Origin of the sequence: Xanthomonas sp. A1809 (genome assembly GCF_017746015.1) — a bacterium.
GTDB lineage: Bacteria > Pseudomonadota > Gammaproteobacteria > Xanthomonadales > Xanthomonadaceae > Xanthomonas > Xanthomonas euvesicatoria.
The window spans coordinates 124,489-150,208 of sequence record NZ_JAGHWZ010000018.1 but is presented as its reverse complement, the minus strand read 5'-3'; the positions used below and the strand labels follow the sequence as shown (position 1 = coordinate 150,208).

General features: G+C 63.4%; 26 protein-coding genes and 1 pseudogene. All 27 read right to left on the bottom strand.

Going from position 1 to position 25,720, the window contains the following annotated elements; genetic code table 11:
- A complete protein-coding gene (locus J7396_RS20420) occupies positions 1 to 624 on the bottom strand; it encodes a UDP-3-O-(3-hydroxymyristoyl)glucosamine N-acyltransferase (protein WP_209262014.1) in 624 nt (207 codons plus the stop codon).
- Positions 614 to 1,759 (bottom strand): Rieske 2Fe-2S domain-containing protein, encoded by a 1,146-nt coding sequence (locus tag J7396_RS20415; protein ID WP_057681720.1) that lies wholly within the window; start codon positions 1,757 to 1,759, stop codon positions 614 to 616. Before J7396_RS20415 ends, J7396_RS20420 begins: the two co-directional genes overlap by 11 nt.
- A 3-nt stretch (positions 1,760 to 1,762) precedes the next feature.
- A complete protein-coding gene (locus tag J7396_RS20410; RefSeq protein WP_008575938.1) occupies positions 1,763 to 2,416 on the bottom strand; it encodes a NeuD/PglB/VioB family sugar acetyltransferase in 654 nt (217 codons plus the stop codon).
- Complete coding sequence (locus J7396_RS20405) at positions 2,413 to 3,147, bottom strand: SDR family oxidoreductase (RefSeq protein ID WP_008575940.1); 735 nt, start codon at positions 3,145 to 3,147, stop codon at positions 2,413 to 2,415. Before J7396_RS20405 ends, J7396_RS20410 begins: the two co-directional genes overlap by 4 nt.
- Positions 3,144 to 3,908, bottom strand: a complete 765-nt coding sequence (locus J7396_RS20400; RefSeq protein ID WP_033479028.1) for an SDR family oxidoreductase — start codon at positions 3,906 to 3,908, stop codon at positions 3,144 to 3,146. The genes J7396_RS20405 and J7396_RS20400 overlap by 4 nt, the downstream gene beginning before the upstream one ends.
- A complete protein-coding gene (locus tag J7396_RS20395; protein WP_033479029.1) occupies positions 3,905 to 4,942 on the bottom strand; it encodes a ketoacyl-ACP synthase III in 1,038 nt (345 codons plus the stop codon). The genes J7396_RS20400 and J7396_RS20395 overlap by 4 nt, the downstream gene beginning before the upstream one ends.
- 4 nt (positions 4,943 to 4,946) lie before the next feature.
- Positions 4,947 to 5,168, bottom strand: coding sequence for an acyl carrier protein (locus tag J7396_RS20390; RefSeq protein ID WP_008575943.1), 222 nt, complete (start codon positions 5,166 to 5,168; stop codon positions 4,947 to 4,949).
- 70 nt (positions 5,169 to 5,238) lie between these two features.
- Complete coding sequence (locus J7396_RS20385; RefSeq protein WP_008575944.1) at positions 5,239 to 6,348, bottom strand: DegT/DnrJ/EryC1/StrS family aminotransferase; 1,110 nt, start codon at positions 6,346 to 6,348, stop codon at positions 5,239 to 5,241.
- Between the two features lie 117 nt (positions 6,349 to 6,465).
- Positions 6,466 to 7,950, bottom strand: coding sequence for a sigma-54 dependent transcriptional regulator (locus J7396_RS20380; protein WP_029819364.1), 1,485 nt, complete (start codon positions 7,948 to 7,950; stop codon positions 6,466 to 6,468).
- A complete protein-coding gene (locus J7396_RS20375) occupies positions 7,943 to 8,326 on the bottom strand; it encodes a response regulator transcription factor (RefSeq protein WP_003482992.1) in 384 nt (127 codons plus the stop codon). The genes J7396_RS20380 and J7396_RS20375 overlap by 8 nt, the downstream gene beginning before the upstream one ends.
- 8 nt (positions 8,327 to 8,334) lie before the next feature.
- Complete coding sequence (gene rpoN / locus J7396_RS20370) at positions 8,335 to 9,738, bottom strand: RNA polymerase factor sigma-54 (protein WP_029819365.1); 1,404 nt, start codon at positions 9,736 to 9,738, stop codon at positions 8,335 to 8,337.
- Positions 9,739 to 9,954: 216 nt separating this feature from the next.
- A complete protein-coding gene (locus J7396_RS20365; protein WP_003482986.1) occupies positions 9,955 to 10,587 on the bottom strand; it encodes a response regulator transcription factor in 633 nt (210 codons plus the stop codon).
- Positions 10,588 to 10,655: 68 nt separating this feature from the next.
- Complete coding sequence (locus J7396_RS20360) at positions 10,656 to 11,222, bottom strand: PilZ domain-containing protein (protein WP_209262013.1); 567 nt, start codon at positions 11,220 to 11,222, stop codon at positions 10,656 to 10,658.
- On the bottom strand, positions 11,222 to 11,515 hold the full coding sequence (locus tag J7396_RS20355) for a hypothetical protein (RefSeq protein ID WP_008575949.1): 294 nt from the start codon (positions 11,513 to 11,515) through the stop codon (positions 11,222 to 11,224). Before J7396_RS20355 ends, J7396_RS20360 begins: the two co-directional genes overlap by 1 nt.
- Positions 11,516 to 11,523: 8 nt before the next feature.
- Complete coding sequence (gene fliS, locus J7396_RS20350; RefSeq protein ID WP_014090121.1) at positions 11,524 to 11,937, bottom strand: flagellar export chaperone FliS; 414 nt, start codon at positions 11,935 to 11,937, stop codon at positions 11,524 to 11,526.
- A 150-nt stretch (positions 11,938 to 12,087) separates the two neighbouring features.
- Positions 12,088 to 13,413: a flagellar filament capping protein FliD gene (fliD, locus tag J7396_RS20345; protein ID WP_031422562.1), complete on the bottom strand. Its 1,326-nt coding sequence runs from the start codon at positions 13,411 to 13,413 to the stop codon at positions 12,088 to 12,090.
- Positions 13,414 to 13,686: 273 nt separating this feature from the next.
- Entirely contained in the window at positions 13,687 to 14,886 is a 1,200-nt protein-coding gene (locus J7396_RS20340; RefSeq protein ID WP_016848727.1) for a flagellin, read from the bottom strand.
- 318 nt (positions 14,887 to 15,204) lie between these two features.
- Positions 15,205 to 16,410: a flagellar hook-associated protein FlgL gene (gene flgL, locus J7396_RS20335; RefSeq protein ID WP_003482970.1), complete on the bottom strand. Its 1,206-nt coding sequence runs from the start codon at positions 16,408 to 16,410 to the stop codon at positions 15,205 to 15,207.
- Positions 16,410 to 18,284, bottom strand: a complete 1,875-nt coding sequence (flgK, locus tag J7396_RS20330) for a flagellar hook-associated protein FlgK (protein WP_014090125.1) — start codon at positions 18,282 to 18,284, stop codon at positions 16,410 to 16,412. Before flgK ends, flgL begins: the two co-directional genes overlap by 1 nt.
- Positions 18,285 to 18,295: 11 nt before the next feature.
- Entirely contained in the window at positions 18,296 to 19,474 is a 1,179-nt protein-coding gene (locus J7396_RS20325) for a flagellar assembly peptidoglycan hydrolase FlgJ (protein ID WP_089141534.1), read from the bottom strand.
- Position 19,475: 1 nt separating this feature from the next.
- The gene (locus J7396_RS20320) at positions 19,476 to 20,594 is read right to left on the bottom strand and encodes a flagellar basal body P-ring protein FlgI (RefSeq protein WP_017154650.1); all 1,119 of its coding nucleotides are present in this window, start codon (positions 20,592 to 20,594) and stop codon (positions 19,476 to 19,478) included.
- A 10-nt stretch (positions 20,595 to 20,604) separates the two neighbouring features.
- A complete protein-coding gene (gene flgH, locus J7396_RS20315; protein ID WP_005914445.1) occupies positions 20,605 to 21,297 on the bottom strand; it encodes a flagellar basal body L-ring protein FlgH in 693 nt (230 codons plus the stop codon).
- A 38-nt stretch (positions 21,298 to 21,335) separates the two neighbouring features.
- Entirely contained in the window at positions 21,336 to 22,121 is a 786-nt protein-coding gene (gene flgG / locus J7396_RS20310; protein ID WP_003482961.1) for a flagellar basal-body rod protein FlgG, read from the bottom strand.
- A 317-nt stretch (positions 22,122 to 22,438) separates the two neighbouring features.
- Positions 22,439 to 22,716 (bottom strand): annotated as a pseudogene (locus J7396_RS22810) (hypothetical protein).
- Positions 22,717 to 22,892: 176 nt separating this feature from the next.
- The gene (gene flgF / locus J7396_RS20305; RefSeq protein ID WP_209262012.1) at positions 22,893 to 23,648 is read right to left on the bottom strand and encodes a flagellar basal-body rod protein FlgF; all 756 of its coding nucleotides are present in this window, start codon (positions 23,646 to 23,648) and stop codon (positions 22,893 to 22,895) included.
- Between the two features lie 144 nt (positions 23,649 to 23,792).
- Positions 23,793 to 25,016, bottom strand: a complete 1,224-nt coding sequence (gene flgE, locus J7396_RS20300) for a flagellar hook protein FlgE (protein WP_003482957.1) — start codon at positions 25,014 to 25,016, stop codon at positions 23,793 to 23,795.
- A gap of 31 nt (positions 25,017 to 25,047) precedes the next feature.
- Complete coding sequence (locus J7396_RS20295) at positions 25,048 to 25,713, bottom strand: flagellar hook capping FlgD N-terminal domain-containing protein (protein WP_005914450.1); 666 nt, start codon at positions 25,711 to 25,713, stop codon at positions 25,048 to 25,050.
- Positions 25,714 to 25,720 lie beyond the last annotated feature (7 nt).

Below are 25,720 nucleotides of genomic sequence, written 5' to 3'. Positions count from 1 at the left end.
TTAGGCTTCATAAACATGGATTGGAGTGTCGTAGCGGGCGTGGAAATAGGTCTTGGCCGGCACGTCCTCGCAGTAGACACGTGACCAGCCAAGTTCGCAGCTTCGCCCCACCTTGACGCCCCCACTCACGATGGCGCCGGTTCGCAGGATGCTATTGCTGCCGATCTCGACGCCCGCGCCGATTTGCACACCATGCTCTATCCAGCATGACGATTTAACGCGGCATGCGGGTCCCAGGTGCGTGCCGGCGTGGATGACGGTGTTGTAGTCGATCCTGCACCCGTGCCCAACGACAGCATTGGCACCCACGAATGCATTGAGACCAATGGCCGTGTCAGAGCCGATGGCTGCGCTCGGGTGGATGAAGGGTTCGAGCTTGAAGCCACGCTCCATCGCTGCCTGCATCAGTTCCATGCGCTTGAAGTTGCCGAAGCGGTCGTCGAAAGCCACGAACATGGCCCCGTCGGTCGGATTCAGTCCATCCAGCACTTCTAGATCGAATTCGTGTTCCGAGTCTTGTGGTACATCGATCCTGATGACCGTCTCGTCGTGACGCGCGTGCTTCCAGGCATGAAAGGCCAGATCGAGGTATTCGCTGCCGCCGATGATCCACCTAGATCTCATGTTCGGTCTCCATCAGCGCCGTGTACCAGCGCTCAACCAGGCGATTCATGGATTCATAGGCTCCCTGGGTGGGTAGCGGGGCGTCTGTATGCAGTGCCGCCTGCACCCGCTCCATGATGTCCACGTCTTCTCCCACTACCACCTTGCTGCCGTGCATCTGCGCAAGCAGCACTTGGCTGGAAGAACGGTAAGGCTGTTTCTTGCGTGCGCTAAACCAATAGATTTCCAGGTCGGTCCGGTCCGGTGCGACGGGGATGTGGTGTTCCAGAGTGAAGGAATAGCCCCCGTTGGCGCTGGCGATATGCAAATTCGGGAAGGCAAGCCAGTTAAAGTAGGCGTCCTGCTTGCCCCAGCGTTCCACTTTAGCGTGCCAGCCGAAATGCTTAAGGTTGGGGATGGTGGCTTCCGGGCCGCCGAAACTGAAGCGGCGCATCTCGCGCCTCAGCGCTACGGGCGACGTGTCCTGCAAGGCCTCCATGGACTCCTTGGCTTGTTCCTCGTTTACCTGGGGAGTGAAGTTGACGCTTTTGGCCAGGGTCTTGGGGTGGACAAAGCGCGGGTGGTTGGCGTCCCGCAGATTCTCGTAGGCCAGCTTCCAGTTGTACCGGCCATGCCATGTGGTCACCATGACCTCAGTGTCATAGGCGTTGGAACTACTTTCCAGCAAGGCGATGAAGTCTGCCGAAAACTGCTCCTCGATTGGCATGGGGTCTGGATCGAGGTTGACGAACAACAGGTTGCCGATGGCGCGCAGTGAGAATTCGCGCAGCTTCAAGTTGGCCTTTTCACTATTGTCCAGGTGGTAGATCGCATCGCAGTCCGGGATGTTCTTTACCCGGCCTTGTTCGTCGTAACTCCAGGCGTGGTAGGGGCACACCAAAGGCCGGCAACCGAGAGCAGCGGTTTGAATCAGTGCACTACGGTGGAGGCAGACGTTCTCGAACGCACGGATTTGCCCGCGGAAGTTCTGGATCACCAGAGGAACACCCGCGATCTTGCGTGTGATAAAGCAATTGTGATCCTTCAGCAGCGTTTTGAGTCCTGCGAACAACCAGACCCTGCGGAAGATCTTGCGCTGTTCGCAGTCAAAGATTTCCTGCGACAAGTAATACTTGGGGTGCATCCTGGAGCGCATGGATCAGTCCATCTTGATGTTCTTGTGGAATACGATCTTGGCCGGATTGCCAAACACCGTGGCGCCTGCCGGCACATCCTTCAGCACGACCGCACCGGTGCCGACGACAGCGTGCTCACCTACCTTGACGCCAGGTACTAGGGTGGCACGTGGGTGCACGACTGCGAAGTCGCCTATCTGCACACCGCCTCCCATGAAAACCTGTGCGCCCACATGAGCATAATTGCCAATGCGGACATCGTGTCCAATCACCGACCAAGTGAGCAGATTGGCAAAATCCCCGATCCACACATCGGGGCCAACGTGTACCTGGTTGCCGAGAAAGCAACCTGTGCCCAGACGCACGCGACGACTGAGGTGCGCCTCGGTGCAGATTGGGATGAACGCGGCCCCCTTTGCAAGCAGCGGTTGAATGTATTTATGCCGTTCCAATGGGTCGCCTTGCGCGCAGACAAAAGCCTCGTTGCCACGCGGCACGTATGTCAAAGGGTCACCGACGATGGGTACCCCGGTATCGAAGCCATCGAGAATATGCTCGCGGCTGTCCAGGAATCCGGTGACTTCCCATTCCTTGCGATGTGCAATATCACCTTGCATCTGCTCAAGAACCTCCCGGCCCCAGCCGCCCGCCCCGACGATGAGCACGGAATAGGTCATAGGACAGACCCACCGTCCATTACCAAACTGGTCCCGGTTACCCAGCGGCTGGCATCGGACAAGAGATAGATCGCAGCGTTCGCTACGTCCTCTGAGGTGCCCAAACCGAGCGGGTGGCGTTTTCGCTGTGCTTCCAGATGGGTTGCGTCCCAAATGGGCGTTATGACTGCAGAGGGAGACATGCCATTGACCCGGATCTTGCGTTTGGCCTGCTCCATGGACAGGCAGCGAATGATGCCGAGCAGGGCTGACTTCATGGCCGAATACGGTCCTACCCCGGGTGTGCCGATATGGGCCGCAGTGGAAAGCATGAAGACGATGGAACTTTGAGGCGCAAGAGCGTTGGCCTGCAACAGCCGCTGGGTGAGCATGACAGGGGCCAGGAAATTGACCGCATAGACATCGGTCATGAGCTTCTCGGTCAACTGCCTGATAGGGCTCAAGCGCTGCCTGCCAGCGCAGTGGACCAAGCCATCTAGGCTGGAAATGCCCTGTACTAGTCGTTCACGGCCTTCGGCTTCGGTCAGGTCGGCCAGCACTTGAAGGTGGCCTTGGCCATTCAACAAGTTGTAGGTTTCCTGCAGGCGTTCTGCATCCCGCCCGGTGATGACCAGGCGCGCCCCACGCCGCGCGCAGGAAACAGCGATTTGCCTGCCGATGCCTGATGAAGCGCCTGTGACCAAAATGGTCTTGCCATCCAGTGAAAAAGCGCGTTGCGCCGCGTTGGTCATGCGTAGATGTCCATCGGTACAGAAAAACCGCCATCAAGAATGAAGTGGTTGCGCGTGATCCAGCGGCTGGCATCGGAAAGATAGAACACTGCTGCATAAGCCACGTCTTCCGGCTCGCCCATGCCAAGTGGCGTCAATTCAAACAGGCTGTCCATATTGCCGCCGCTTCCCTGCAACCCATCCAACAAGGGAGTGCGTACATAACCCGGTGCAATGCAGTTGGCGCGCATACCTTGCTTTGCTACTTCCATGCCAAGCGAGCGCATCATGCCCAGCAGGGCGCTTTTGCTGGCAGCGTATGCGCTGCTTGCCAGTGGGCCGATATGCGAGGCAATTGAGGCAATGAATAGCAGGGATCCGCCCGGCGCGATCTGCTTCTTCGCCAATAGGCCTCGCGTCAGTAGCATGGGTGCGTAGGTGTTGCTTGCAAATGTCTCGTCAAGGTGCGCTTGACCGATCATTCGAAAGGGGGTCAGCTTGGACATGCCAGCTGCGTGCGCCAGGCCGTTGATGACACCGCTCGCAGCCACCACGTGGTCAATACCCTCCTGTACCGCCAAGTCCGCCACCACTTGCGTGTGGCCTTGGCCGTCCAGTTGGTCGAATGTGGCTTGCAAGCGCTCGGTGTTGCGTCCGGTGATGACAACGCTCGCTCCCATCTGGGAGCAAGTGATTGCAATTTGACGACCAATACCCGATGAAGCACCAGTCACCAGGACGCGCTTGCCTTCTAGGGAAAACGGATCACGCTCGGCGTTCATGCTTCGATCAGTGCCGGAAAAGCCGCGTTTTCGACGTCCACGATCGCCGTGCCCCACGACAAGCCGATACCGAAGCCGGCAAGCAACAGTCGGTGCCTGGCATTGATCAGCGTATCGTTCAGGCGGACGGTCATGGTGACGGGCAGGGAGGCGCCACTGGTATTGCCGAAGTCTCGCAAGGTTGACGGAACTTTCTCCGTCGGCAGTGCCAACTTCTTGCGGATGGTTTCGTTGATCATCTTGTTGGCCTGATGGAAAACGAAAAAATCAACGCTGTCCTTATCAACACCAGAATACTCAAGCAATCTTTCCACCGCTGGAGGTACTCGCTGGGTCGAGAAACTCAATACGGCAGGGCCATCCAGAATGAGTTCACCCGGCCAATGCAGCACACCGTTCTCGTCACGTGTAGGAGAGATATGTTGGGGGCCGTAAGGCTCACGATGTCCGCCTATGGGCAACATGATGGCTCGGTAGCCGCTACCGTCGCTGTTCAAATCGAAATGCATGGGTGGTGCATTCTTGTCGAACTCCAGCGCCGTGGCGGTGCCCGCGTCGGAGAACAATGGGTCCAGAAGCGTGGCCGAGCGGTCGCCGACCAGCAGAAGCGCCTTTTTGATGGTGCCCGCTGCAATCATGCTTCCCACCAGGTGTAGGCCAAAGGGATAGCCGGAACAGCCGAGATTGACATCAAAGGCGATAGCGGTCTGTGGCAATTGCAGCCGGTGCTGCATGATGATGGCCGTGGCCGGGATGGGGTAGTCGGGTGATTGCGTCACGACAATCAGTGCATCGATTTCTTCCTTATCCCATTGCAGCTCTGCAAGCAGCTTTTCCGCAGAGATGAGCGCCAAATCGGAAAATGTCTGCCAGCTTGGGCAAATGCGACGAAACTCGATGCCGATGTTACGCACCAGACGCTCGCGTTCTGAGCGCATCTTCGGCGGGCAATCGGTCAGGTTGGAAATGATCCGCTTGGGCACGCAACTCGCCATGCCCGCAAAACGGACATTGCTAAGAGTGGACAGTCCCATGGCTTTACCCCAGCAGTTTGTGAAGATCGTTCAAGGTGGCGCAGTTCTTGAGATCTTCGCCGGTAATGACCTTTCCGTAATCCACGTCGAACATGACGATTACCCCCAACGCGGAGAGCGAATCCCACTCAGGCAAGTCGGCCAGTGCGGTGTCCATGGTGACCTCCACCGGTTCCTGGAAGTCGGTGGCGGAGAGGAAGTTCTCGATAAATGTTGCCTGGGTCATGCGAGCTCGCCTGGTTGCCTGTTGAAGAGATGGGAGTCTGGAATGCAGCTGCAGCTGCAGCGTGTTGCGATCATGTTGCCTGTGCGCCGGCGATCAGATCGGCAATGGTATCGACCTGGTCGCGGGTCAGGCCAGGAAAGATTGGCAGGCACAATACCTGTGCGGCCACCGAGCGCGCGACCGGCAGCCATGCCGGCGCCGAGGAGGGCAGGGCGCGATACATCGGGAAATCGCTGATCAACGGATAGAAGTACCGCCGCACCAGGATGCCGTGCTCGCGCATCACTTGGTACAGCGCATCGCGCGACAGCGGGTAGTCGTCCTGCACCAGGATCGGAAAGTACGCGTAGTTGGCGCTGGCGTGATCGGGCCGTGCCACGCAGCGCACGCCGCGAACATCGCTCAGGCGCTGCCGATACTGCGCATCGATGGCGCTGCGCTGGGCGATGGCGTGATCGATGTGCTTGAGCTGCAGCAGTCCGAAGGCTGCGCTGATCTCATTCATCTTGCCGTTGATGCCCGGTGCCACCACGGTTGTCTCGTCGACGAAGCCGAAGTTCTTCAGATGCCCGATGCGCTGATAGGTCCTTTCGTCGGGACAGACAATCGCGCCGCCCTCGAAGGTGTTGAAGACCTTGGTCGCATGGAAGCTCAATACGCTCAGGTCGCCGTGGCGCAGGATCGAGCCGCCGTCATCGCGCACCCCGAAGGCATGCGCCGCGTCGTAGATCACCTTGAGGTTGTAGATATCGGCGATGCGGGTGATTGCGCTGGTATCGCAGGCGGTGCCATAGCAGTGCACCGGCATGATCGCGGTGGTCTGCGGGGTGATGGCCGCTTCGATCTTCGAAGGGTCCATGTTGAGCGTCACCGGATCGATGTCCACGAACACCGGGGTGATGCTTTTCCACAGCAGCGAATGCGCGGTAGCCACGAACGAGTAGGGCGTAGTGATCACTTCGCCGGTGATGCGCAGCGCCTGCAGGGCGGTGATCAACGCTGTGGTGCCATTGGTCAGCAGTGCAAGGTGCGGAACGCCCAGGTAATCGCACAACGCCTGCTCCAACGCCCGGTGCATCTCGCCACCGTTGCTGACGATGCGGCTGGTCCAGATCCGTTCCAGATAGGGCAGGAACTCTTCCAGCGGCGGCAGCAGCGGACTGGTGACGGGAATGGGCATCAATGCCTCGCTGGTGCGGGTGGATGTCGGGATTCCGCCGCAGCCGGCAGCTGCGAACGGAGTGATCCTGCTGAAGCAAGCGCTATGCCAGCGAGCGGAACCCGAGCGTGTGCTGGCTCAGTTGGCCAGCTCGGTCTGCTCGCGATCGATGCCGTACTTGCGCAGCTTCTCCACCAACGTGGTGCGGCGCAGGCCCAGCAGCTGAGCGGCATGCGCCACCACGCCCTGCGTGCGTTCCAATGCTTCGTTGATCAACGCCAACTCGATATTGGCCATATGCCCGCGCAAATCGATGCCATCGTCCGGCAGGCTGGACGTGGCGGCCGGTTCGGCATCGGCGGTCTTCGGTTGCAGCGTCACCACATTGCTCGGCAGGGCGCTGACTTCGACCGGTGCGGCCACCAACGCCGGCTCCGGCGGCAACTCGACCGGAATGGACGAGGCGAAATCGCCGCGATAACGCGCCGGCAGATCCTGCACCCGCACCAGCCCGCCGGGATGCAGCACCGCCAGGCGCTCGACCAGATTGGTCAGTTCGCGCACATTGCCCGGCCAATCGTAACTGCGCAGCGCCTGCAGGGCCTCGTCGGCAAAGCGCACTTCGCCGCGACCGGTGCGTGCCAGCTGGCCCGCAATGGTCTGTACCAGCATGGCCAGATCGTCCACGCGCTCGCGCAGTGCCGGCATTTCGATCGGAAACACATTCAGGCGATAGAACAGGTCCTCGCGGAACTGGCCATCGCTGATGCGCGATTCCAGATTGCGGTGGGTCGCGGCGATCACGCGCACGTTGCAGCGGATGGTCTGCCCGCCGCCAACGCGCTCGAAGCTGCGCTCCTGCAGCACGCGCAGCAGCTTGACCTGCATCGGCAGGCTCATGTCGCCAATCTCGTCCAGCAGCAGCGTGCCGCCCTCGGCCATCTCGAAGCGACCCTTGCGGGTGGTCAGCGCGCCGGTGAAGGCGCCTTTTTCGTGCCCGAACAGTTCGCTTTCCAGCAGATCCGGCGGGATCGCGCCGCAATTGATCGCGACGAACGGCCCGTCGCGCCGCGGCGAATGCTGGTGGATGGCGCGCGCCACCACTTCCTTGCCGGTGCCGGATTCGCCCAGCACCAGCACGGTGGTGTCGAACGCGGCCACCTGGTCGATCAGCCGGCGCAGGCGGGTCACTGCCTCGCTGTTGCCGGTCGGGCCGGAGTCCTGCTGCACACCGGCCTGGTGCTCGGCGTCCAGCCGCTTGAGGCTGGCACGGCGCAGCAACGCTTCCAGCTGCGCATGCCGCAGGGGAGTGTCCAACGCCCACACATTGGCTTCGTGCAGGCCGTGGGATTGCGCAAACGCGCTCGGGCTGCCCTCCATCAGCAGTACCGGTGGCGGCAGCTTGGCATCGGCCAGCCAGTCGAAGAATTTGTCGGCCTGTGCGGCGTCCTGCGCCGAGCCCACCATCACCGCCATCCACTCATCGTGGCGGTGACGGCCAGGATTGATGTCGGCGCCGTCGGTGACCCAGCGGGGATTGAAGTCCATGAACTCGAGCAGCGACACGGTGCGCTCGGCGCGCACGGCGTCACTGTCGATCAACAGAATGCGGGACTCACTCATTCCTGGCTCCTTCCGTCAGGCCCTCCAGGATTGGCATGACTTCCTGGATATAGGACAGCTTGCTGACAAAATTGTCAGCACCCGCGCGAAGAGCGTGTTCACGATGCTCGGCATCATCGAAGTGGCTCGCGATGACAATATACGGCGGATCGTCCTGCGTCTTGATCAGACGCGTGGCCTGCAGCCCGCCCATCTCCGGCATGGCCAGGTCCATCAGCACGACATTGGGGCGCAGCGACTCAGAGCGCTCGATCGCTTCCAGCCCATTGGCGGCACTGCCCACGATATTGAGCCAATCGACCTTGCGAAAATGACGCATCGCAGCGTTGATGAAGCCCTCGTGGTCGTCGACCAGCAGCACGGTGAGTTTGCTCATAGTAGTCCTTATCCTGCCCGGGCAAGCAGCGGTTTAGTGGTGCGGCGGCGCTCGCGTGCCGGTGCGATATCAAGTTGTTCGCGGTACTTGGCCACGGTGCGGCGCGCAATGTTAACGCCTTGCCGCGACAGCAATCCGGCAATCGCCTCGTCGGCCAGCGGCCGGCCGGCCGGCTCGCTTTCGATCAAGCGGCGCACCATCGCCTTGACGGCCTGGCCGGAGACGCTGGCGCCTTCCAGCCGCACGGCGAAGAAGTGCTTGAGCTCGAAGGTGCCGCGTGGAGTCTGGATGTATTTGCCGGTGGTGATGCGCGAAATGGTCGATTCGTGCATGCCGATCTCGTCGGCGATTTCCTTCAGCGTCAGCGGTGCCATCGCTTCTTCGCCACGCGCCAGGAAGGCGGCCTGGCGTTCGACGATGGCACGCGTGGCGCGCAGCAGGGTCTCATAGCGCATCGACAGCCCGCGGGTCAGCCAGCGCGCTTCCTGCAGCATGTCGCGCAACGGCTGCGCGGCCTCGCCGGCGTCGGCCAGCGCGCGTTCGTGCACCGGATTGATGCTGACGCGATGGGTGGTGGCCGGGTTGAGTGCGACGCGCCAGCTGTCGTCGGCATGCCAGGCGAGCACATCCGGGATCACGCTGGCATTGCTTTCCTGCAGCAGGTCGTCGCCGGGGCGAGGTTGCAGCGACAGGATCAGCCGCACCGCTTCGCGGGCATCGTCCACTTCGGCATCGTGTGCGCGTGCCAGCACCGTGTAGTCGTGCGCGGCCAGCAGCTCCAGATCGCCGTCGAGGATGCGCGCAGCCAGGTGGCGTGCCGGGACGCGGCCGGGCAGGGCGCTCAACTGGGCCTGCAGACACTCGCGCAGGTCGCAGGCGGCCAGACCGGCCGGGTCGCCGTGCAGCAACCGCTGCCGGATCGCTTCCACCGCCTGCACGGTCATGCCCAGACGGGTGGCGCCCAGCTGTTGCAGCGTCGACAGCGCTTCGGTCAGATAACCGGCGTCGTCGGTCTGCTCCAGCCAGAACGCAGCGGCCCCCAATGCAGCCTCGTCCAGGTCCAGCGCCAGCTCGCGCAGGATGCGCACATGCGGGTCGGTCGACTCGCCGGCGGCCACGCGCTGCATGCGATCGTCGTCCCCATCGTTCCAACTGCCGCCCTGCACGTCCCACATCGTGCTTTCCGGCAGTTCGTCGAACGCGGCGATATCGCTGGCGCCATCGTTGTCGGTGGCGGCCTGATCCCCGTTATCGGCCAGCTCTTCCAACTCCAGCAACGGATTGGTTTCCAGGGCACGACGGATTTCCAGTTCTAATTGCATGCCGTCCAATTGCAACAGACGGATCGACTGCAGCAACTGCGGGGTGAGGTGCAGTTGCTGGCCAAGCTGGGCGGAAATGGTCGTCTTCATGGAAGCGCTTCCGATGGGCGCTGCACGCAGCAGCGATGGAATGCATCTTGCAGGACAACGCGACGGGTTTCTAATCAGGGAGTCAGGTGAGGTGACTCATGATTTTCCCGACAGTTTGTCAGGAACTTCCTGACGTTGCAGGCGGGCTCAAGCGTGCCCGCCGGAATCCCGTCACTGTTTTCAGCGTCGCTGGCCCACGCGTGCCCGGATAGCGCGTCAGACCAACTCGTTGTGATGTTTGGCGGCCAGCAGCACCAGATCGTTGGCGCGACGGCATCCGAGCGATTCCATCATGCGGGCGCGGTGGGTTTCCACGGTCTTGACGCTGATGCCCAAATCGGCGGCGATTTCCTTGTTGCTCTGGCCGCGGCCGATTTCGCGCAGGATCTCGCGCTGACGCGGCGACAGCGCGGCAATGCCGACCGGCTTTTCGCGGCCCAGCATCGGCGCAATCATCTTGGACGAGATCTGCGGGCTCAGGAACACCTGGCCGGCGGCGGCGGCGCGCAACGCCAATTCCAGTTCCAGCGGCGCGGCGTCCTTGACCACGAAGCCGACCGCGCCGCGATCAAGCGCATCGCGCACATGCACCGGGTCGTCGTGCATCGACATCATCACCACGTGCGTGCGCGGCGCGGCGCGCAGCACGTCGGTCATGGCATCCAGGCCGCTGCGGCCGGGCAAAGACAGGTCCATCAGCACCAGGTCGGGCCGGTGCAGGGACGTCATGTCCAGGGCTTGTTGCGCATTGCTGGCTTCGCCCACGACATCGATGCCGGCGAAGGTTTGCAGCAGCCTGGACAGGCCGGCACGGACAAGGGTGTGATCGTCGACGATGATGACTCGCACGGCGCAGAAGAGACCTTTTTCAGTAAAGGGCACCTTAGCTGACCCGGCGCCCGGCGCCAACTATCGGATCAACGCTGGCGGCGGGCGTCGGCGATCTGACGGCGGTGCAAGCGAAACAGGTGGCGTTCCAGCGCGTCCTGCAGGCCGGGCGCGAGCGGGGCAAACCGCAGCCACAGCCAGACATCGTGGCCATCGCTCGCGTTCGCCAGCACGGTGGCAGAAAGCTGTACAAGTTCAGGAAGCCAGTCGGACGGCTGCAGGCAAACGGCGCCGGTTGTGCCGGGCGGGTGACTGGTTGCGCAACTCAGGCGGATCCCGCGCACCGACCAGTGCACCATTCCCTGGCTCAGGCCGCTGTCGCCCTGGCGCACCAGGCGGCCGATCAGCGCCAGCATCAAATCCAGCTTGGCGTCCATGCGCTGCACCAGCAGCGGCAGTTCGCCGCGGTCTTCGCTGGTTTCTTCGCTACGCAGGTCTTCGACCTGGCCAAGACTGCGCAACAGGGTTTCAGCGGCGCTGTGCGCGCCCGCATCGCTCCCGGCGCGGAAGCCGGCCGGCAACTGCAATTGGCAACTGAGCGTGTCGGCAAACAGCTCGGCATCGGCCGATGGCGCGAGTGTGCCGAGCGCGCTCATCAGATCCGTCCGACCCGCGCGTAGGCGCGGCTGGCCGACGATGAGGTGCGCTGTGCGCGGATCAGTTCCAGCAGCTTGCGCTGCCGCTCGCGCATCATCCGCATCAAGTCCTGATGCATGGTGAGCAAGGCCTGCAGCGCGTCGCGGTCCTGCTGGATGTCCACCTGCTGCGCGTATTCGCGCAGGTGCAGGTCGTGGTTGTCCAGCATCTGCGGCATCGCCTCGAACTCCTCTTGCGCCATGGCCAGGCGGAGGTCGGCGATTTCTGCTTGAAGGCTTTGCACGCTATGCATGGCAGGACTCACGAAACGGCGGAAAGGCCGCGTTGTTCGAGGGGGATGGAGTTCCACGCCGAGTCGATTTCGCTGAGCAACCCCAGCGCTTCGGTCAACGCGGTCTCGTCGTTGTGCAGGTTGGCCGCGGTCAGCCGCTGCATCACGTAGTCGTACAGGGCCGAGAGGTTACCAGCGATCTCGCCACCGGCTTCGTGATCGAGCGAGCCGTTCAAGTGACCGACGATCGCGCAAGCCTCGCCGATGGCCTTGCCCTTGCGCGCCTGATCGCCCTGCGCCAGGCAGGCCTGGGCCAGACGAATACGCTGGCAAGCACCGGCAAACAGCAGCGAGACCAGCTTGTGCGGATCGGCTTCGGTCACGCTGGTGGACACGCCGACCTTGCGATATTGCTCGGCATACTGACGATTGGAACCGTACATGGATGACTCCTCAATGGGCTGACCTTCGCTGGTCCCGGAGCGCTGCGCTCCTGCGACGACGCTCCTGCCGGAAGGCAAGGCCGAAATCACGATAGGCCTTACTTGTATCGGCAATACCCTGACAGGACTTGAGGATCGTCATCACGGAAATCAGCTTGTCAGCAGGCTGCTGAGCGAGCTGGTGCTGCTCTGCAGCTGGCTGATCATGGTTTCCATTGCGGTGAATTGGGCGGTGTAGCGGTCGCTGAGTTTTTCCATGCGCGCATCGAGATCGTCCAGCTCCGACTCATAGCCCTTGATGGTCTTGTTCAAGCTGTCCGAGCGCAGGGTCAGCGTGCCGTTGGTGACATTGACGTTGCTGTCCAGCACTTTGCTCAGCGTGCCGCTGAACTTGCTGTCCTTGCCGAACACCTCGGCCGCGGCGCCACCGTCCGAGGCGATGGCGGTGTCGAACTTGGCGCCGTCGAAACTCATCACGCCATCCTTGTCGATGGTCAGGCCCAGGGCCTTGAGTTCGTTGACGTTGCCGCTGACCTGGCCGCGCAGCTGCTGCTGCAGATTGCGCACCAGCGAATCGCCGGTCAGCGCCGAGGCGGTCTTGGTGGTGGCGTCATAACTGCTGCTCTTGGCCAGCAGCGTGTTGGCGGTGTTGTAGGCCGCGGCGAACGCGGTGAGGTTGCCCTTGAGGCCGCTGGTGTCGGCGGCCACGCCCAGATTGAACTTGGTGCCTTCAGCGGCCTTGGTCAGGGTGAGCACCACGCCGGGCACGATGTCGCTGACGGTGTTGGAGCTGGACGTGCGCTCGAAACCGTCCACGCGTACCAGCGCGTCGGCGGCGGCGACGGTCTGGTTCAGCCCGCCGGTGACGCCGGGGCCGTAGGTCAGGCTGCTCAGGCTGGGGTCGCTGGCGCTGATGGTCAGTGCGCCCTTGGTACCGGAGTCGACCGCATTGAAGACCAGGTGCTGGCCATCGTTGGCGGTGACCACGCTGGCAGTCACGCCCTTGCCGCCGGCGGCCTTGTTGATGGCTGCAGCGATGTCGGTGAGCTTGTCGGTGCCGCTGATGTCCACGGTGACGCTCTGATCGCCATAGCCGATCGTCAGCGTGCCGCTACCCACGGTGGCATCGGCAGCGAATGCACCGGAGGCCAATTTCTGCGAGGTCGCCAGCGAGACCACTTCCACCGAATAGTTGCCCGGCGCCGCCGAGCTGGTGGTGGTGGCGGTGAAGCCGGCATCGGTCGGCACCGTGGCCTTGTAGGCGTTGGTGTCGGCGCTGCTGATCACCTTGTCCAGCGCAGACTTGAGCGTGGTCATGCTGCTCTTGATCTGGCTGATCGCCGACAACTGCGTGGTTGCGGCGGTGCCGGCCTTGTTGATGCGTGCTTGCTCGGGGTCTTTCTGCCGGGACACCAGGGTGGACACCACGGTAGGGATGTCCAATCCGGAGCCAGAAGTGCTGATCACCGATGCCATGTTGCATTCCTCGTCTGGGCGCCCGAAACAGACGGACGCATGGGATTACGTGACGGGTATCGGCCGCATCCGCGAGGACTTTAGCGGCGGCGAGGGGTCACGCGCACGACGACTATCGATGCAAGTTCCATGCCCGTGGTGGCCGGCGGCGCGCGTCAACAAACCGTCCATGGCGGGCGTGGACGGGCCGCGGCCACAAAAAAAGCCCCTCCGAAGAGGGGCTTTGGACGTGCTGCGGAGCACTGCCGCGTTGCGGCGGCAGGTCACTGCCAGTTACTGCAGCAGGCTCAGCACGTTCTGCGGAACTGACTTGGCCTGCGCCAGCATCGCGGTACCGGCCTGCTGCAGGATCTGCGTGCGGGTCAGTTCGGCGGTTTCCTTGGCGTAGTCGGTGTCGCGGATACGGCTACGCGAGGCCGACAGGTTTTCCGAGGTTGCGCTCAGGTTGGCGATGGTGGAGGTGAAGCGGTTCTGCACCGCACCCATGTCGGCGCGCGAGGAGTTGACCGCGGTCAGCGCCTTGTCGACGATTTCCAGGGCCTTCTGCGAGCCGGAGAACGTGGAGATATCCAGGCTGCTCAGGGTCGAAGCGGTGGAGCCGGAAGCGGCCGAAGCGGTGGTGATGCCGGCGCCGACGGTGATGCCAGCGGCGCTGGAGGTGCCAGCCGACAGCGAGGTGAAGTCCTGGCCAGCCTTCAGCGATTCGATCTGCAGCGAACCGTCGCTCTTGATCGAGGCGTACATGCCGGTCTGGTCGAGCTTGTCGTTGATCGCCGAGGCGACCTTCTTGTTGACGTCGGCAGCGGTGTCGCCGGCGCCGATCTTGACGTCGGCAATGGTGACGCTCTTGGCCGAGCCGCTGGCGTCCTTGAACGACAGGCTGATGCCGCTGACCGAACCAGAAGCGGTGGCGGTGCCGGTGACGCCGGCGCCGGAGACGGCGGCAGCGAAGTTGGCCTTGCCCAGCGAATCGACGTTGGCGTCGACGATGCTGTTGATGCCGATGGTCTGGCCGGCGTCGGCGCCGACCTGGAACAGCGCGCCGGAGAACGAGCCGTCCAGCAGCTTGGTGCCGTTGAAGTTGGTCTGGTTGGCAACGCGGTCGATTTCCGCGGTCAGCTGCTTGACTTCCGAGTTCAGCGCGTCACGGTCGGTGGACGAGTTGGTGGCGTTGGACGACTGCACCGACAGCTCGCGGATACGCTGCAGGTTGCTGCCGATTTCCACCATCGCGCCTTCGGCGGTCTGGGCCAGCGAGATACCGTCGTTGGCGTTACGCGAGGCAACGTCCAGGCCGCGGATCTGCGTGGTGAAACGCTCGGAGATCGCCAGACCTGCGGCGTCGTCCTTGGCGCTGTTGATGCGCAGACCAGACGACAGACGCTGGATGCTCGTCGACATGCTGGCGCTGCTGGTGTTGAGGTTCCGCTGAGCGTTCAGCGACATTACGTTGGTGTTGATTACCTGTGCCATTTTGATTTCTCCTAAGCGATTTTTCCGGCAAGGGGGACTTGCCTGGAGCCTCCGCAGGGGGGCCATCAAGTTGGCCGTTGCCGCTGCTGAGATGAATAACGGCGTTGCGTCGGGAACCTTTAGCGAAATTCAGTATTTTTTACTGTCTTTCTGCGTCGGGACGAAATACGTAAGCGTTGTGTATCAAGGGGTTTGGTTTATTCGGCAGCACCCCGCCAATCTTTAGCGTTGGTATAACTCTTCGAAAAATAAACTCCGTCCGCCTGCGCAAGCGCTCACGCGCAGGAGCGAAGAAAACCCAGGTTTTCTGCGGCAAAATCAGCGGATGATGTTGAACAACGACGAGGACTGCATCTGCTGAAAAATCGTTTGAGCGGCCTGCAACGAGGCCTTCTCGAGTTGGTACTGCCCAATCGCCGAGGCGTAATCCAGGTCGCGGATCGACGACAGGCTGGTCTTGAGCGTGACTTCGTTGGATTCAAGCAATGAGTTGGCATTGTCGATGGCCGACAACTGCGCGCCGCCGGAGGCGCGCGCATCGATCATCTTCGAAGATGCCTGGGTGATGTCGCGCATGGACGACTGCAGCGTGTTGATCATCGCAGCCTTCTGCGGCGCGGTCAGCGTATCGGAGTTGAGCGCGCCGACCAGGTCGTCGATGGTGGAGAACACATCCTTGGTGCCGGAGGCGCCAATCTGGAAACTGTCGCCCACCGCCGGGGCGCCGCTGATGCGCATGCGCACGCCGGCGGCGTTGATGTCTTCGCCCTCCTTGTAGGTGCCGGTGCCGACCACCGTATTGGTGCTGTCGCGCACTTCATAGGTGTCGGCGGCGGTGAACTGCACGCTGTAACTTCCACCGTTCCAGCTGCCGGTGCTCGCATCGCGGCTGAAATCCAGCAGCAAGCCGGTCCCCGTGTTGGCGGCGTTGGCGTGCGCATCCACGGTGCCGTCGCCGGTGCGGATGCGCATGAAGATTTCGCTGCCGGGCAGGGTGTCGCTGACGAAGGTGTCCGGCGCCACTTCGACCTGCTTCTGGGTCTGGTCGCCGTTGTAGGTGACGCTGCCATTGCTCTTGATGAAAGGCGCACTGCCATCGGCGGTGCCGCCGAACAGGTAGCGTCCGGTGCCGTCGGTGCTGTTGGCCAGGCTCACCATGCTCTCGCGCAGCGCTGTCAGTTCCGAGGCGATCGCCTTGCGGTCATCGGGGCTGAGCGAAGAATTGCTGGCCTGCACCGCCAATTCGGTGACGCGCGCCATTTTGTCGCCGGCTTGCGACAGCGCGTTTTCCTGCAGCCCGAGCCGGTTCTGCACGTTGTTGGCGTTTTCGCCGAAGCGCGTGATCGCCGCCAGGGCACGGTCCAGGCCGACCGCCGTGCCCGCAGCCACCGGGTCGTCCTTGGCGGTGACCAGGCGCTGCCCACTGGAGAGCTGCGATTCGAGCTGGTTCAGCCGCGACTGCTTGGCGCCCATCGAGGCGACCGACTGGCTGTACATCATGCTGGTGGAGATACGGTCGGTCATCAGCGTACGGCACCCAGGATGGCTTGGAAGACGGTGTCGGCGGTAGAGATCATCTGTGCGGCGGCCTGGTAGGCCTGTTGCAGCTTCAGCATGTTGGCGGCTTCCTCATCGAGGTTGACGCCGGAAATCGAGTCGCGGCTGGCCTGCGCCTGGTCGTTGATGACCTTCTGCGCATCGGCCGAATAGCTGGCCGCACGCGCGGCCGAACCCACCGAGGTGGTCAGGCCGGAGAGCGCGCCATTGAGGGTGACCGTGCCACCGCTGAGCGCCTTGGCATCGTCGATGTTGGCCAGCAATTTGGCATTGCCGTTGTCGCTGGAGCCTGCGCCCATTGGGCCGACGCCGAAGGTGTCGCCGGCCTTGGGCGCGCCGTCCAGCGCGAAGCTCCAGCCGTTGGCGCTGATGGTCTGGCCGGCGGTGTAGGCGAACGGGCCGGCGCCATTGATGGTGTACTGGTTGGCGTCGATGAACTCGATCGACGAGGGGGTCAGCAGCGCGGGATTCTGCGCATTGGTGACCTTGACGTCGCTGATCTTGCCGGTGCCCAGGTTGGCGACCGTGGCGGTGGCCTTGACCGGGGTGGCGGCGGCAATCCGCGAGGGATCGGTAATGGCCACCGACAGGCTGCCGGCCAGCCCGGCGGTGGGCTGCAGCAGGAACTTGTCGCCGCTGGCCGGCGTGCCGCCCACCACCATGCTGACGCCATTGAGCACCAGCGGGTCGGCGGCGGTGCCGGTACCGGTCATCGGCACGGCAGAGCCGGTACTGGCGTTGATGGCTTTCCAGGTGGTGCCGTCGAAGCTGAGCGTGACGTTCTGGCCGTCAACGGCGCTCACGTTGCTGAAACTGGCGCTCAGCGATGCGCTGCCGGTATTGCTCGGATTGGCGGCAACGGTAGGCGAACCGATATTGAAGAAGTTCCCGCCCATCGCGCCATACAAGTCCATCCCCTGGCTGTGGCCGGCATTGAAGGTGCTGGCCATGCCCACGGCCAAGCGGCCGAGTTCGGCCTGGGTCGGCTCGAGCACGCTGCTGCGAAATTCCAGCAGACCGCCGATCTGGCCGCCCAGCGAACTGGCGCTGAGGCTGACGTTCTGGCCTTGGGTCTGCATCGCCACCTGCAGCTTGGTCGGCTGATACGGGTCGGCAACGGTGACGAGTTTGGAAGAGGTGGTACCGACCACCAGCGGCTGACCGCCGGCGGTGAAAACATTCATGAAGCCGCCGTCCTGGATCACCGCCGTGCCGCCGGTAAAACCGACCAGCTTGCTCACCAGCGCGTCGCGCTGATCCAGCATGTCCGGCGCTGCCGCCTGGGCACTGCTGCCGATGGTGCCGTTGAGCTTGGCGATCTGCTGCGTCAAGCGGTTGACTTCGTCCACCGAGGAGGTCAATCCGCTGTTGACTTCGTTGCTCAGGCTGTCCATCTGCCCGTTGAGCTGCTTGAAGCGCGTCGCCAGCGAATTACCGCTGTCGAGCATGCTCTGGCGCTCGGCGGTGGAGGAGGCGTTGGACGACACCGCGCTGGTGGAATCGAAGAAATTCGACCACAGCCCGGCCACGTTGGTGGCGGTGTTGGAGTACAGCGCGTCGACGCGGTTGGACAGCGAGGACAGCTGCTGCAGGCGCGAGAGTTCGCCGCCGCTGTCGAGCAGGCGCGAGATGGCCAGCTGGTCGGCGACCCGGCCCACATCGGTGATCTTGGCGCCATTGCCCACGAACGCGTAGCCCATGTCGGTGGGCGTGCGCGTTGCAAATTCCACACGTTGGCGGCTATAGCCTTCGGTATTGATGTTGGCGACGTTATGGCTAACGGTCGACAACGCCCGTTGGAAGGCGATGAGCGCGCTGGTCCCGGTGGACATGATGGACATGAGCGTTTACCTCAGCGACGGATGGTGCCGAGCCCGGCCGGCTCGGCGGTACTGGCATAGCGGTTGGACAGATCGGCCGCCGCATTGCCGATGGCGGCCACCGCACGGTCGATGGTCGGGCCGTTGGCGATCGCCGCGATCTTGGCCGCATAGCCCGGATCGGTGGCGTATCCGGCTTGTTGCAAGCCGCGTGCAAAACCCTTGATATCGGTGCCGGCCTGCAGCGCGGGCTGGTAACGGCTGTTGTTCTTCAGCAGCCGCACGTAGTCGGCAAAACTCTCCTCGGCCGAGCCATAGGCGCGGAAATCGGCGGTTTCGGTGGTTTTGACGCCGTTGACGTATTCGTGGGTGCCGGTGGTGACCTTGTCGCCGCTCCAGCCGGTGGCCTTGATGCCGAACAGGTTGTTGGAGTCGCCACCGTTGCCGATGCCGCGACGGCCCCAACCGGTTTCCAATGCGGCCTGGGCCACCAGCGCGCGCGGGTCCACACCCAGTTCGCGCGCAGCCTTTTGCGCATGCGTCCAGATCTTGGCGACAAAGCCTTCCGGGGTGCGCTCGCCCAGGCTGGCAGCGGCGCTGCTGGCGGCACTCGCATTGACCGCGGCATTGGCATCGGCTGCATCGCTGGCGGCCACATCGGCCCAGCGATCGTTGGCCGACGGCCAGCTCAGTGCTGCAGCATCGTCGCTGCCGGCTTCGCCAGCGCCGGTACGCCCGGCAATCAGATCCAGCACCTGGCTCATGCCGATGCCGCTCAAGTTGCCTGCGCCCAGGGCCGCCTTCGCCACGCTGCTGGTCGTGATGCCGGTGGCCGCGCCGTCGCGGGCGGGCAGCGGCAACGAGGCGTCGCGCTTGCCGGCAACCAGGGCGTACGCCTTGGCCGCTTCGGCAGTGTTCAACGAGGTGTTCAAGGCCGGGCCGCCCGTGTCGCCACTGAGCTGCTTGGAGATCATCGCCGACAGTCCCAGCCCCTTGCCGTCGGTCAACGCCTTGGCCATCTGCTGGTCGTACATTTCGCGGAACATCTGGTTTTGGCCCGGAAACATCGGGTCGCCGGAGCTCGCATCGCGCATGCTCTTGACCAGCATCTGCGCGAACTGACCTTCGAGCTGACGGGAGACCTTGTCGATCTTTGCCGGATCGGCCTTGGTGCTCGGGTTGAGATCAATGGGCGAGGCTGCGATACGCATGTCAGATCACCTCTAGCTCCGCCGTCAGCGCACCGGCTTGCTTGAGCGCTTCCAGGATGGCCACCAGGTCGCCGGGCGCGGCGCCCACTTCGTTGACTGCGCGTACGATCTGATCGAGCGTGGTGCCGCCTTCGAACTTGAACATGCGGCTGCCTTCGGAGGTGGCCGTGATCGTCGATTGCTGGGTCACCGCAGTGCGGCCGCCACTGAAGGCGCCCGGCTGGCTGACGTTGGTGTTTTCGCTGATGGTGACGGTGAGCGAGCCATGCGCGATGGCGGCCGGCATCACCCGCACCAGCTGGCCGATGACCACGGTGCCGGTACGCGCATTGACCACCACCTTGGCCGGTGCATCGCCCGGGGAGAGCTCGACGTTTTCCAGCCGCGACAACAGGCCGATCCGCGCACCCGGGTCGGTCGGCGAGCGCACCGCCACGGTCACGCCGTCGACCGCACGCGCGGTGCCGGCGCCGAAGCTGCTGTCGATCGCCGCGACCATGCGCGAGACGGTGGTGAAGTCGTTCTGGTGCAGGTTGAGGGTGATCTCGCCGGTACCGGCGAACACGTCCGGCAATGCACGTTCGACGGTGGCGCCGTTGGGAATGCGCCCGACGCTGGGCACATTGACCGAAACGCGCGAGCCGTCCTTGCCTTGCGCACCGAAGCCGCCAACGACCAGGTTGCCCTGCGCCATCGCATAGACCTGGCCATCGGCGCCCTTCAGCGGTGCCATCAGCAGCGAGCCGCCGCGCAGCGACACTGCGTTGGCGATCGAGGAAACGGTGATGTCGATGGGCTGGCCGGGCTTGGCGAACGGCGGCAATTCGGCATGGATGGCCACGGCCGCGACGTTTTTCAGCTGCGGGTTGACGTTCGCCGGAACATTGACGCCCAGCTCGCCGAGCAGGTTCTTCAGGCTCTGCACGGTGAAGGGTGCCTGGCTGGTACGGTCGCCGCTGCCGTCCAGGCCAACCACCAGGCCGTAGCCGACCAGCGCGTTGCCGCGCACGCCGCCGACCTGGGCAAGATCCTTGATGCGCTCGGCGCTGGCCGGCGCGGCAAGCGCGCACAGCGCGACGGCGGCAGCCAGCAGACGGAAGGGCAGGGAAGACAGGTTCATGGTCGCAGGCTCAGTAGGGCGACAGACGGGAATTGAAGAAGCGGCTCAGCCAGCCCATTGCATTGGACTGCGCGATCGCGCCGCGGCCGCCGTAAGCGATGCGGGCGTCGGCCACCTTGCTGGAGGGCACGGTGTTGTCCGGGGCGATGTCGGCGGCGCGCACGATGCCTTGCACCTGCACCAGTTCGTCGCCCTGGGTCAGGCGCAGGTTCTTCTGCCCCTGGATCACCAGGTTGCCGTTGGGCAGGCGTTGCATCACGGTGACGGTGACGCTGCCCTGCATGCGGTTGCTCTGTGCGGTGTTGCCCTTGCCGGCAAAGCTGCGGTCGCCGCTGGTGCTGTTTTCCAGCACATTCAAGCCACCCACGGTGAGCGGTGCGCCCAGCAGCGTCGGCGCGCCCATGGTAGTGGCGTCCTTCTTGCTGATGCTGGTGTTGGCGGTGGACGAGGCGGTAGTGCTTTCGACCAGGTTCACCGTCAGCAGATCGCCGACATCGCGGGCACGGCGATCGCCATACAGGTTCAGGCTGGGGCCGGCGGCGTAGATCGCACCGGCCGTCGGCTGCGCCACCGGTGCCACCACCGGCACGATCGGCGCCAGTTCGGCGAACGGACGTACATCGCCGGCGGCCACGCAGCCACCCAGCAGCGCGCTGCAGGCAATGGCGAGGCACAGGCGGGAGAGAGAAGGCAGGCGTGACATGGCGTTGATTCCTGAGAGGGCGAGGAGCGGCGAGCCGATCAGACGTTGTTGTTCAAGTAACCGAGCATCGAGTCGGTGGTGGAGATGGCCTTGGCATTCATTTCGTAGGCGCGCTGCGTCTCGATCATGCTCACCAGCTCTTCCACCGTATTGACGTTGCTGCCTTCCAGCGCGCCCTGCACGGTGGTGCCCAGGCCGTTGAGGCCAGGCGTGCCGTTTTGTGCGGGGCCCGAAGCGGTGGTTTCGACGAACAGGTTTTCGCCCTTGGCCTGCAGGCCCGAGGGATTGATGAAGTCGGTCAGCGTCAATGCGCCGATTTCCTGCGCGGCGGCCTGGCCGGCCAGCGTCACGCTGATGGTGCCGTCGTTGCCGATGGTCAGCGACTGCGCGCCTTCCGGCACCTGGATGCCCGGCTGCAGCGGGTAGCCGCTGTTGGTGACCAGTTCGCCCTGGGCGTTGATCTGGAAGGTGCCGTCGCGGGTGTAGGCCGAGGTGCCATCAGGCATCTGCACTTCGAAGAAACCGCGACCGTTGACCATCACGTCCAGCGCGCGGCCGGTCTGCTGCTGGCTGCCCTGGTCGAACCCCTTGAAGGTGGACACCACGCGCACGCCGGTACCCAGTTGCAGGCCGGTCGGCAGCTGCGTCTGCGCGGAGGTCGAGCCGCCGGGCGCACGCACCTGTTGGTACAACAGGTCTTCGAACGCGGCACGGTCGCGCTTGAAGCCGGTGGTATTGGTATTGGCCAGGTTGTTGGAAATGACCGACATGCGCGTCTGCTGCGCATCCAGCCCGGTTTTGGCGACCCACAAAGCCTGATTCATGACCCGATTCCTCGTTAGACCCGGGGATGTGTTCCGGGTACGGGTGGGTATATGCACGTGCCGTGCCAAACCCGCGTCGGATTTCTGCCGGGTGTGCAGTGGGTCACGTGGAGTGGGGGGGGCGAGCTGCGTGGGGCAGGGGCGGCAGCTAGCGGCAGCGGTGGGGCTGCGTGATAGATCCGCTTGGAGGTCTGTTGCAGGTTGCCGGTTGTAGCGTCTTGCTCGCTTGGCGGAGAGCGGTGGAGTTTGTTAGCCGCTTCTTGTTAGCGTGGTCCTGGATCAGGGCAAACTCTGAGTCGGTCGAGTGTGCGGTGCCCTCACCGCTCGCGGGACACGCCGTGAACCCATCCCTGGGGGCTCGATGGCGGCATCCATGCCGCCAACGGTCCCGCAAGCGGCGAGGACACCGCACCAGAGAGTTTGTCGGTTCCTCCCTTAAAACTTGTCCATTGCCAGGCCTGAGGCCTGCATGGAGAAGATGACTGGATGGGCCGTGATCCCAGCAGCCCACGTCAGGCACGTGTGCACCATGCGCACCGACCATCTCGACAGGTCCTTGCCCGCCCACTGTCGCGGGACCTTACGCGGCATGGATGCCGCGTAAGAGCCTACAAGGACGTACTTGCGGCGTGTCCCGCGATGGTGGGCGGGCAAGGACCCTGCAGCCAAGTCACAAACCAGCCGCTCTGCAGCGAACCCGGGCGGCGGCCATCAAGGTGCTCGGCAGAGCGGCGAGCCAACCGACGGTGCGGCCTTGGGCGCCAGTGGCGCTTAGCCGCTCACCCGCAACAGCGAATTGGCCGATTGCGCGTTGTCGTCGCCGTTCTTGATGATCTTGACCTGCATTTCGAACTGCCGCTGCAACTGGATCATTTCCACCAGCGCGCCGGCCGCGTCCACGTTGCTGCCTTCCAGCATGCCGCTGTTGACGGTCTTGCCGGTGGCCACCGCAAACGCCTGTGCCGGGTCGGTGCTGGTGTTGCGCATCAGCCCGTCGGGGCGCCGCGTCAAACGGTCGGCGGGCGCATCCACCACCTTCATCTTGCCGACGATGGCCATGGTCTGCGGGCCTTCGCCCTGCGGAATGATGGAAATACTGCCGTCGCTGCCGATCTCCATCGCCTGGTGCGGCGGGATCGTCATCGGGTTGCCGCCTTCGTCCAGCACGGCGTGTCCGTTGGCGGTGACCAGCTGGCCATTGGCGGTGAGCGCCAATTCGCCGTTGCGGGTGTAGGCCTCGCTGCCGTCGGGCGACTGCACCGCCAACCAGCGGTCCTGCTGCAGCGACACGTCCAGCGGGTTGCCGGTGACCTTCTGATGGCCCTGGCTACGATCGAACCCTTGGTCCACATGCAGCGCATCGATCCGCGACGGATAGCCATTGCCCTGGATCTTGAACGCCTCGGTGTTGGCCAACGCGGCCTTGAATCCCACCGTATCGACATTGGCGAGATTATGCGAGACGGTGCTTTGCGCCTGCAGTGAGGCGCGGGCACCGGTCATCGCGACGTAGAGGGCTTTATCCATGGGACACCGGGATTTGAGATTCGGGATTTGGGATTCGTAAAAGCGGGCTGTGACTGGCGGTGAGGTTGGGGCCGCGGGCTGGCATCCGATGGACGTGATACCAGCGTTTGCGAATCCCTAATCCCGAATCACCAATCCCGGCTTTTAACGAATATTGATGATCGTCTGGGTGACCTGGTCCTGGGTCGAGATCATCTGCGAGTTGGCCTGGAAGTTGCGCTGGGCCACGATCATGTTCACCAGCTGCTCGGTCAGGTCCACCGTGGAGGCTTCCAGCGAGCCGGATTCGATCTGGCCCAGGTCCGAGGTGTCCGGCGCGCCGGTGCGGGCGGCACCGGAGGTGTAGCTCTCGGCCCACATGTTGTTGCCCTGCGACTGCAGGCCCTGCGGGTTGACGAAGCTGCTCAGCGCCACCTGGCCCAGCGGCTTGTCGGCACCGTTGGAATAGCGCGCGAACACCACGCCGCTGGTGTCGATGCTGATTTCGTTGAGCTTGCCGCTGGCGTAGCCATCCTGGCGCGTATCGCGCAGGGCGAAGGCTTCGCCGTACTGGGTGGAGCCAGTGACGTTGAGCTGCATGTTCAGCACGCCCGCGCCGGTGCTCGGGGTGAACGGGTCCATCGCGATGATGCCGTTGGCCGGGGTGGTCAGCGCGCCGGTATCGGAGAACTGCAGGGTGGTCGGGGCACCGACCGCAGCGCCGTCCACGTAGTTGTAGACCTGCCACTCGTTGGGGTTGGCGGTCTTGACGAAGTAGGAGGTCTGCACATGGCTGACGCCCAGCGAATCGTAGACATTGATGCCGCCGGTGGAATGGCTATAGGTCTTGTCGTCGGCCGGGTTGAACGGGGTCACCGTCGGCGCGGTGGCATTGCCGGGCAGGGTGAAGGCCAGGTTGACCGTGGAGGTGGATTTTGGCGGGCTGTCGGTGGTCAGCAACTGCAGGTCCGACAGGCGGCCTACGTCAAACCCGTTGCCGCTGGGATTGGGCGCGAACACCTGCAGGCGTGCGCCCTGCGGGTTGACCACATAGCCGTTGGCATCGGTCTGGAAATTGCCGGCGCGGGTGTACATCTTGGCGCCGTTGGACGAGACAGTGAAGAAGCCTTCGCCGGAGACCGCCAGGTCCAGGCTGCGCCCGGTCGGGTCGATATTGCCCTGCGAGAACTGCTGCGCCACGTTGCTGACGCGCACGCCCGAACCGACCGCATTGCGCGACAGGCCATAGCTGGTGCTCTGGAACATGTCGGCAAATTCGGCGCGCGATTCCTTGAACCCGGTCGTGTTGACGTTGGCGATGTTGTTGGAGGTGACGTTCAGATCGGCATTGGCTGCGTTGATGCCGGACAACGAGGTATTGAAGCCCATGGATGAGTTCCTTTAGGTGTTGGTTGCCGGCTCAGCTGACGCGGAGCACGTTGGCGAGCGGGGAAGTGCCTAGCCCGGTCAGGTTGAGATACAACCCGTCCGAGCCGATCGTGACGCTGTCCACCGGTGCCTGGACATAGGTAGACAACTTGCTTTTGGAGCCGGCGGTGTCGGTCTGGGTGGCAGTCACGCCGTATTTGCCGGCCGCCATGCGATTGCCGTTTGCGTCGGTGCCATCCCAGTCGAAGGACACCTCACCGGCGGCGCTGGCCGGCACGCTGATCTGTTTGACGAAGGTGCCGTTGGCGTCGGTGATTTCGAAATTGACGAAACCGGCCGAAGTCGCGGCCACCACGCCCTTGGCCGAGCCGGTGGCATCGATCGCTACCTGCGCCGAGGGCACCAGCACGTTGTGGCCAACCAGCGCCGCGCCCTTGAGCACCTGGTCGCTGTTCATCGAATCGGAAAAGTTGCTGACCTTGGTATTGAGGTCGCCAATGCCCTGCACGGTGGAAAACTGCGCCAATTGCCCGAGAAACGCGCTGTTTTCCATCGGCTTGAGCGGGTCTTGATGCTGCAGCTGTTCGGTCATCAGTTTGAGGAAGTCGGCCTGGCCGAGTGCCTCCTCCTTCTTGGCGACGGTGCTGCTGGTACTCAGGCCAAGGCTTTTGTAGAGATCGCTGCCGATCGTGCTCATGTGGAGT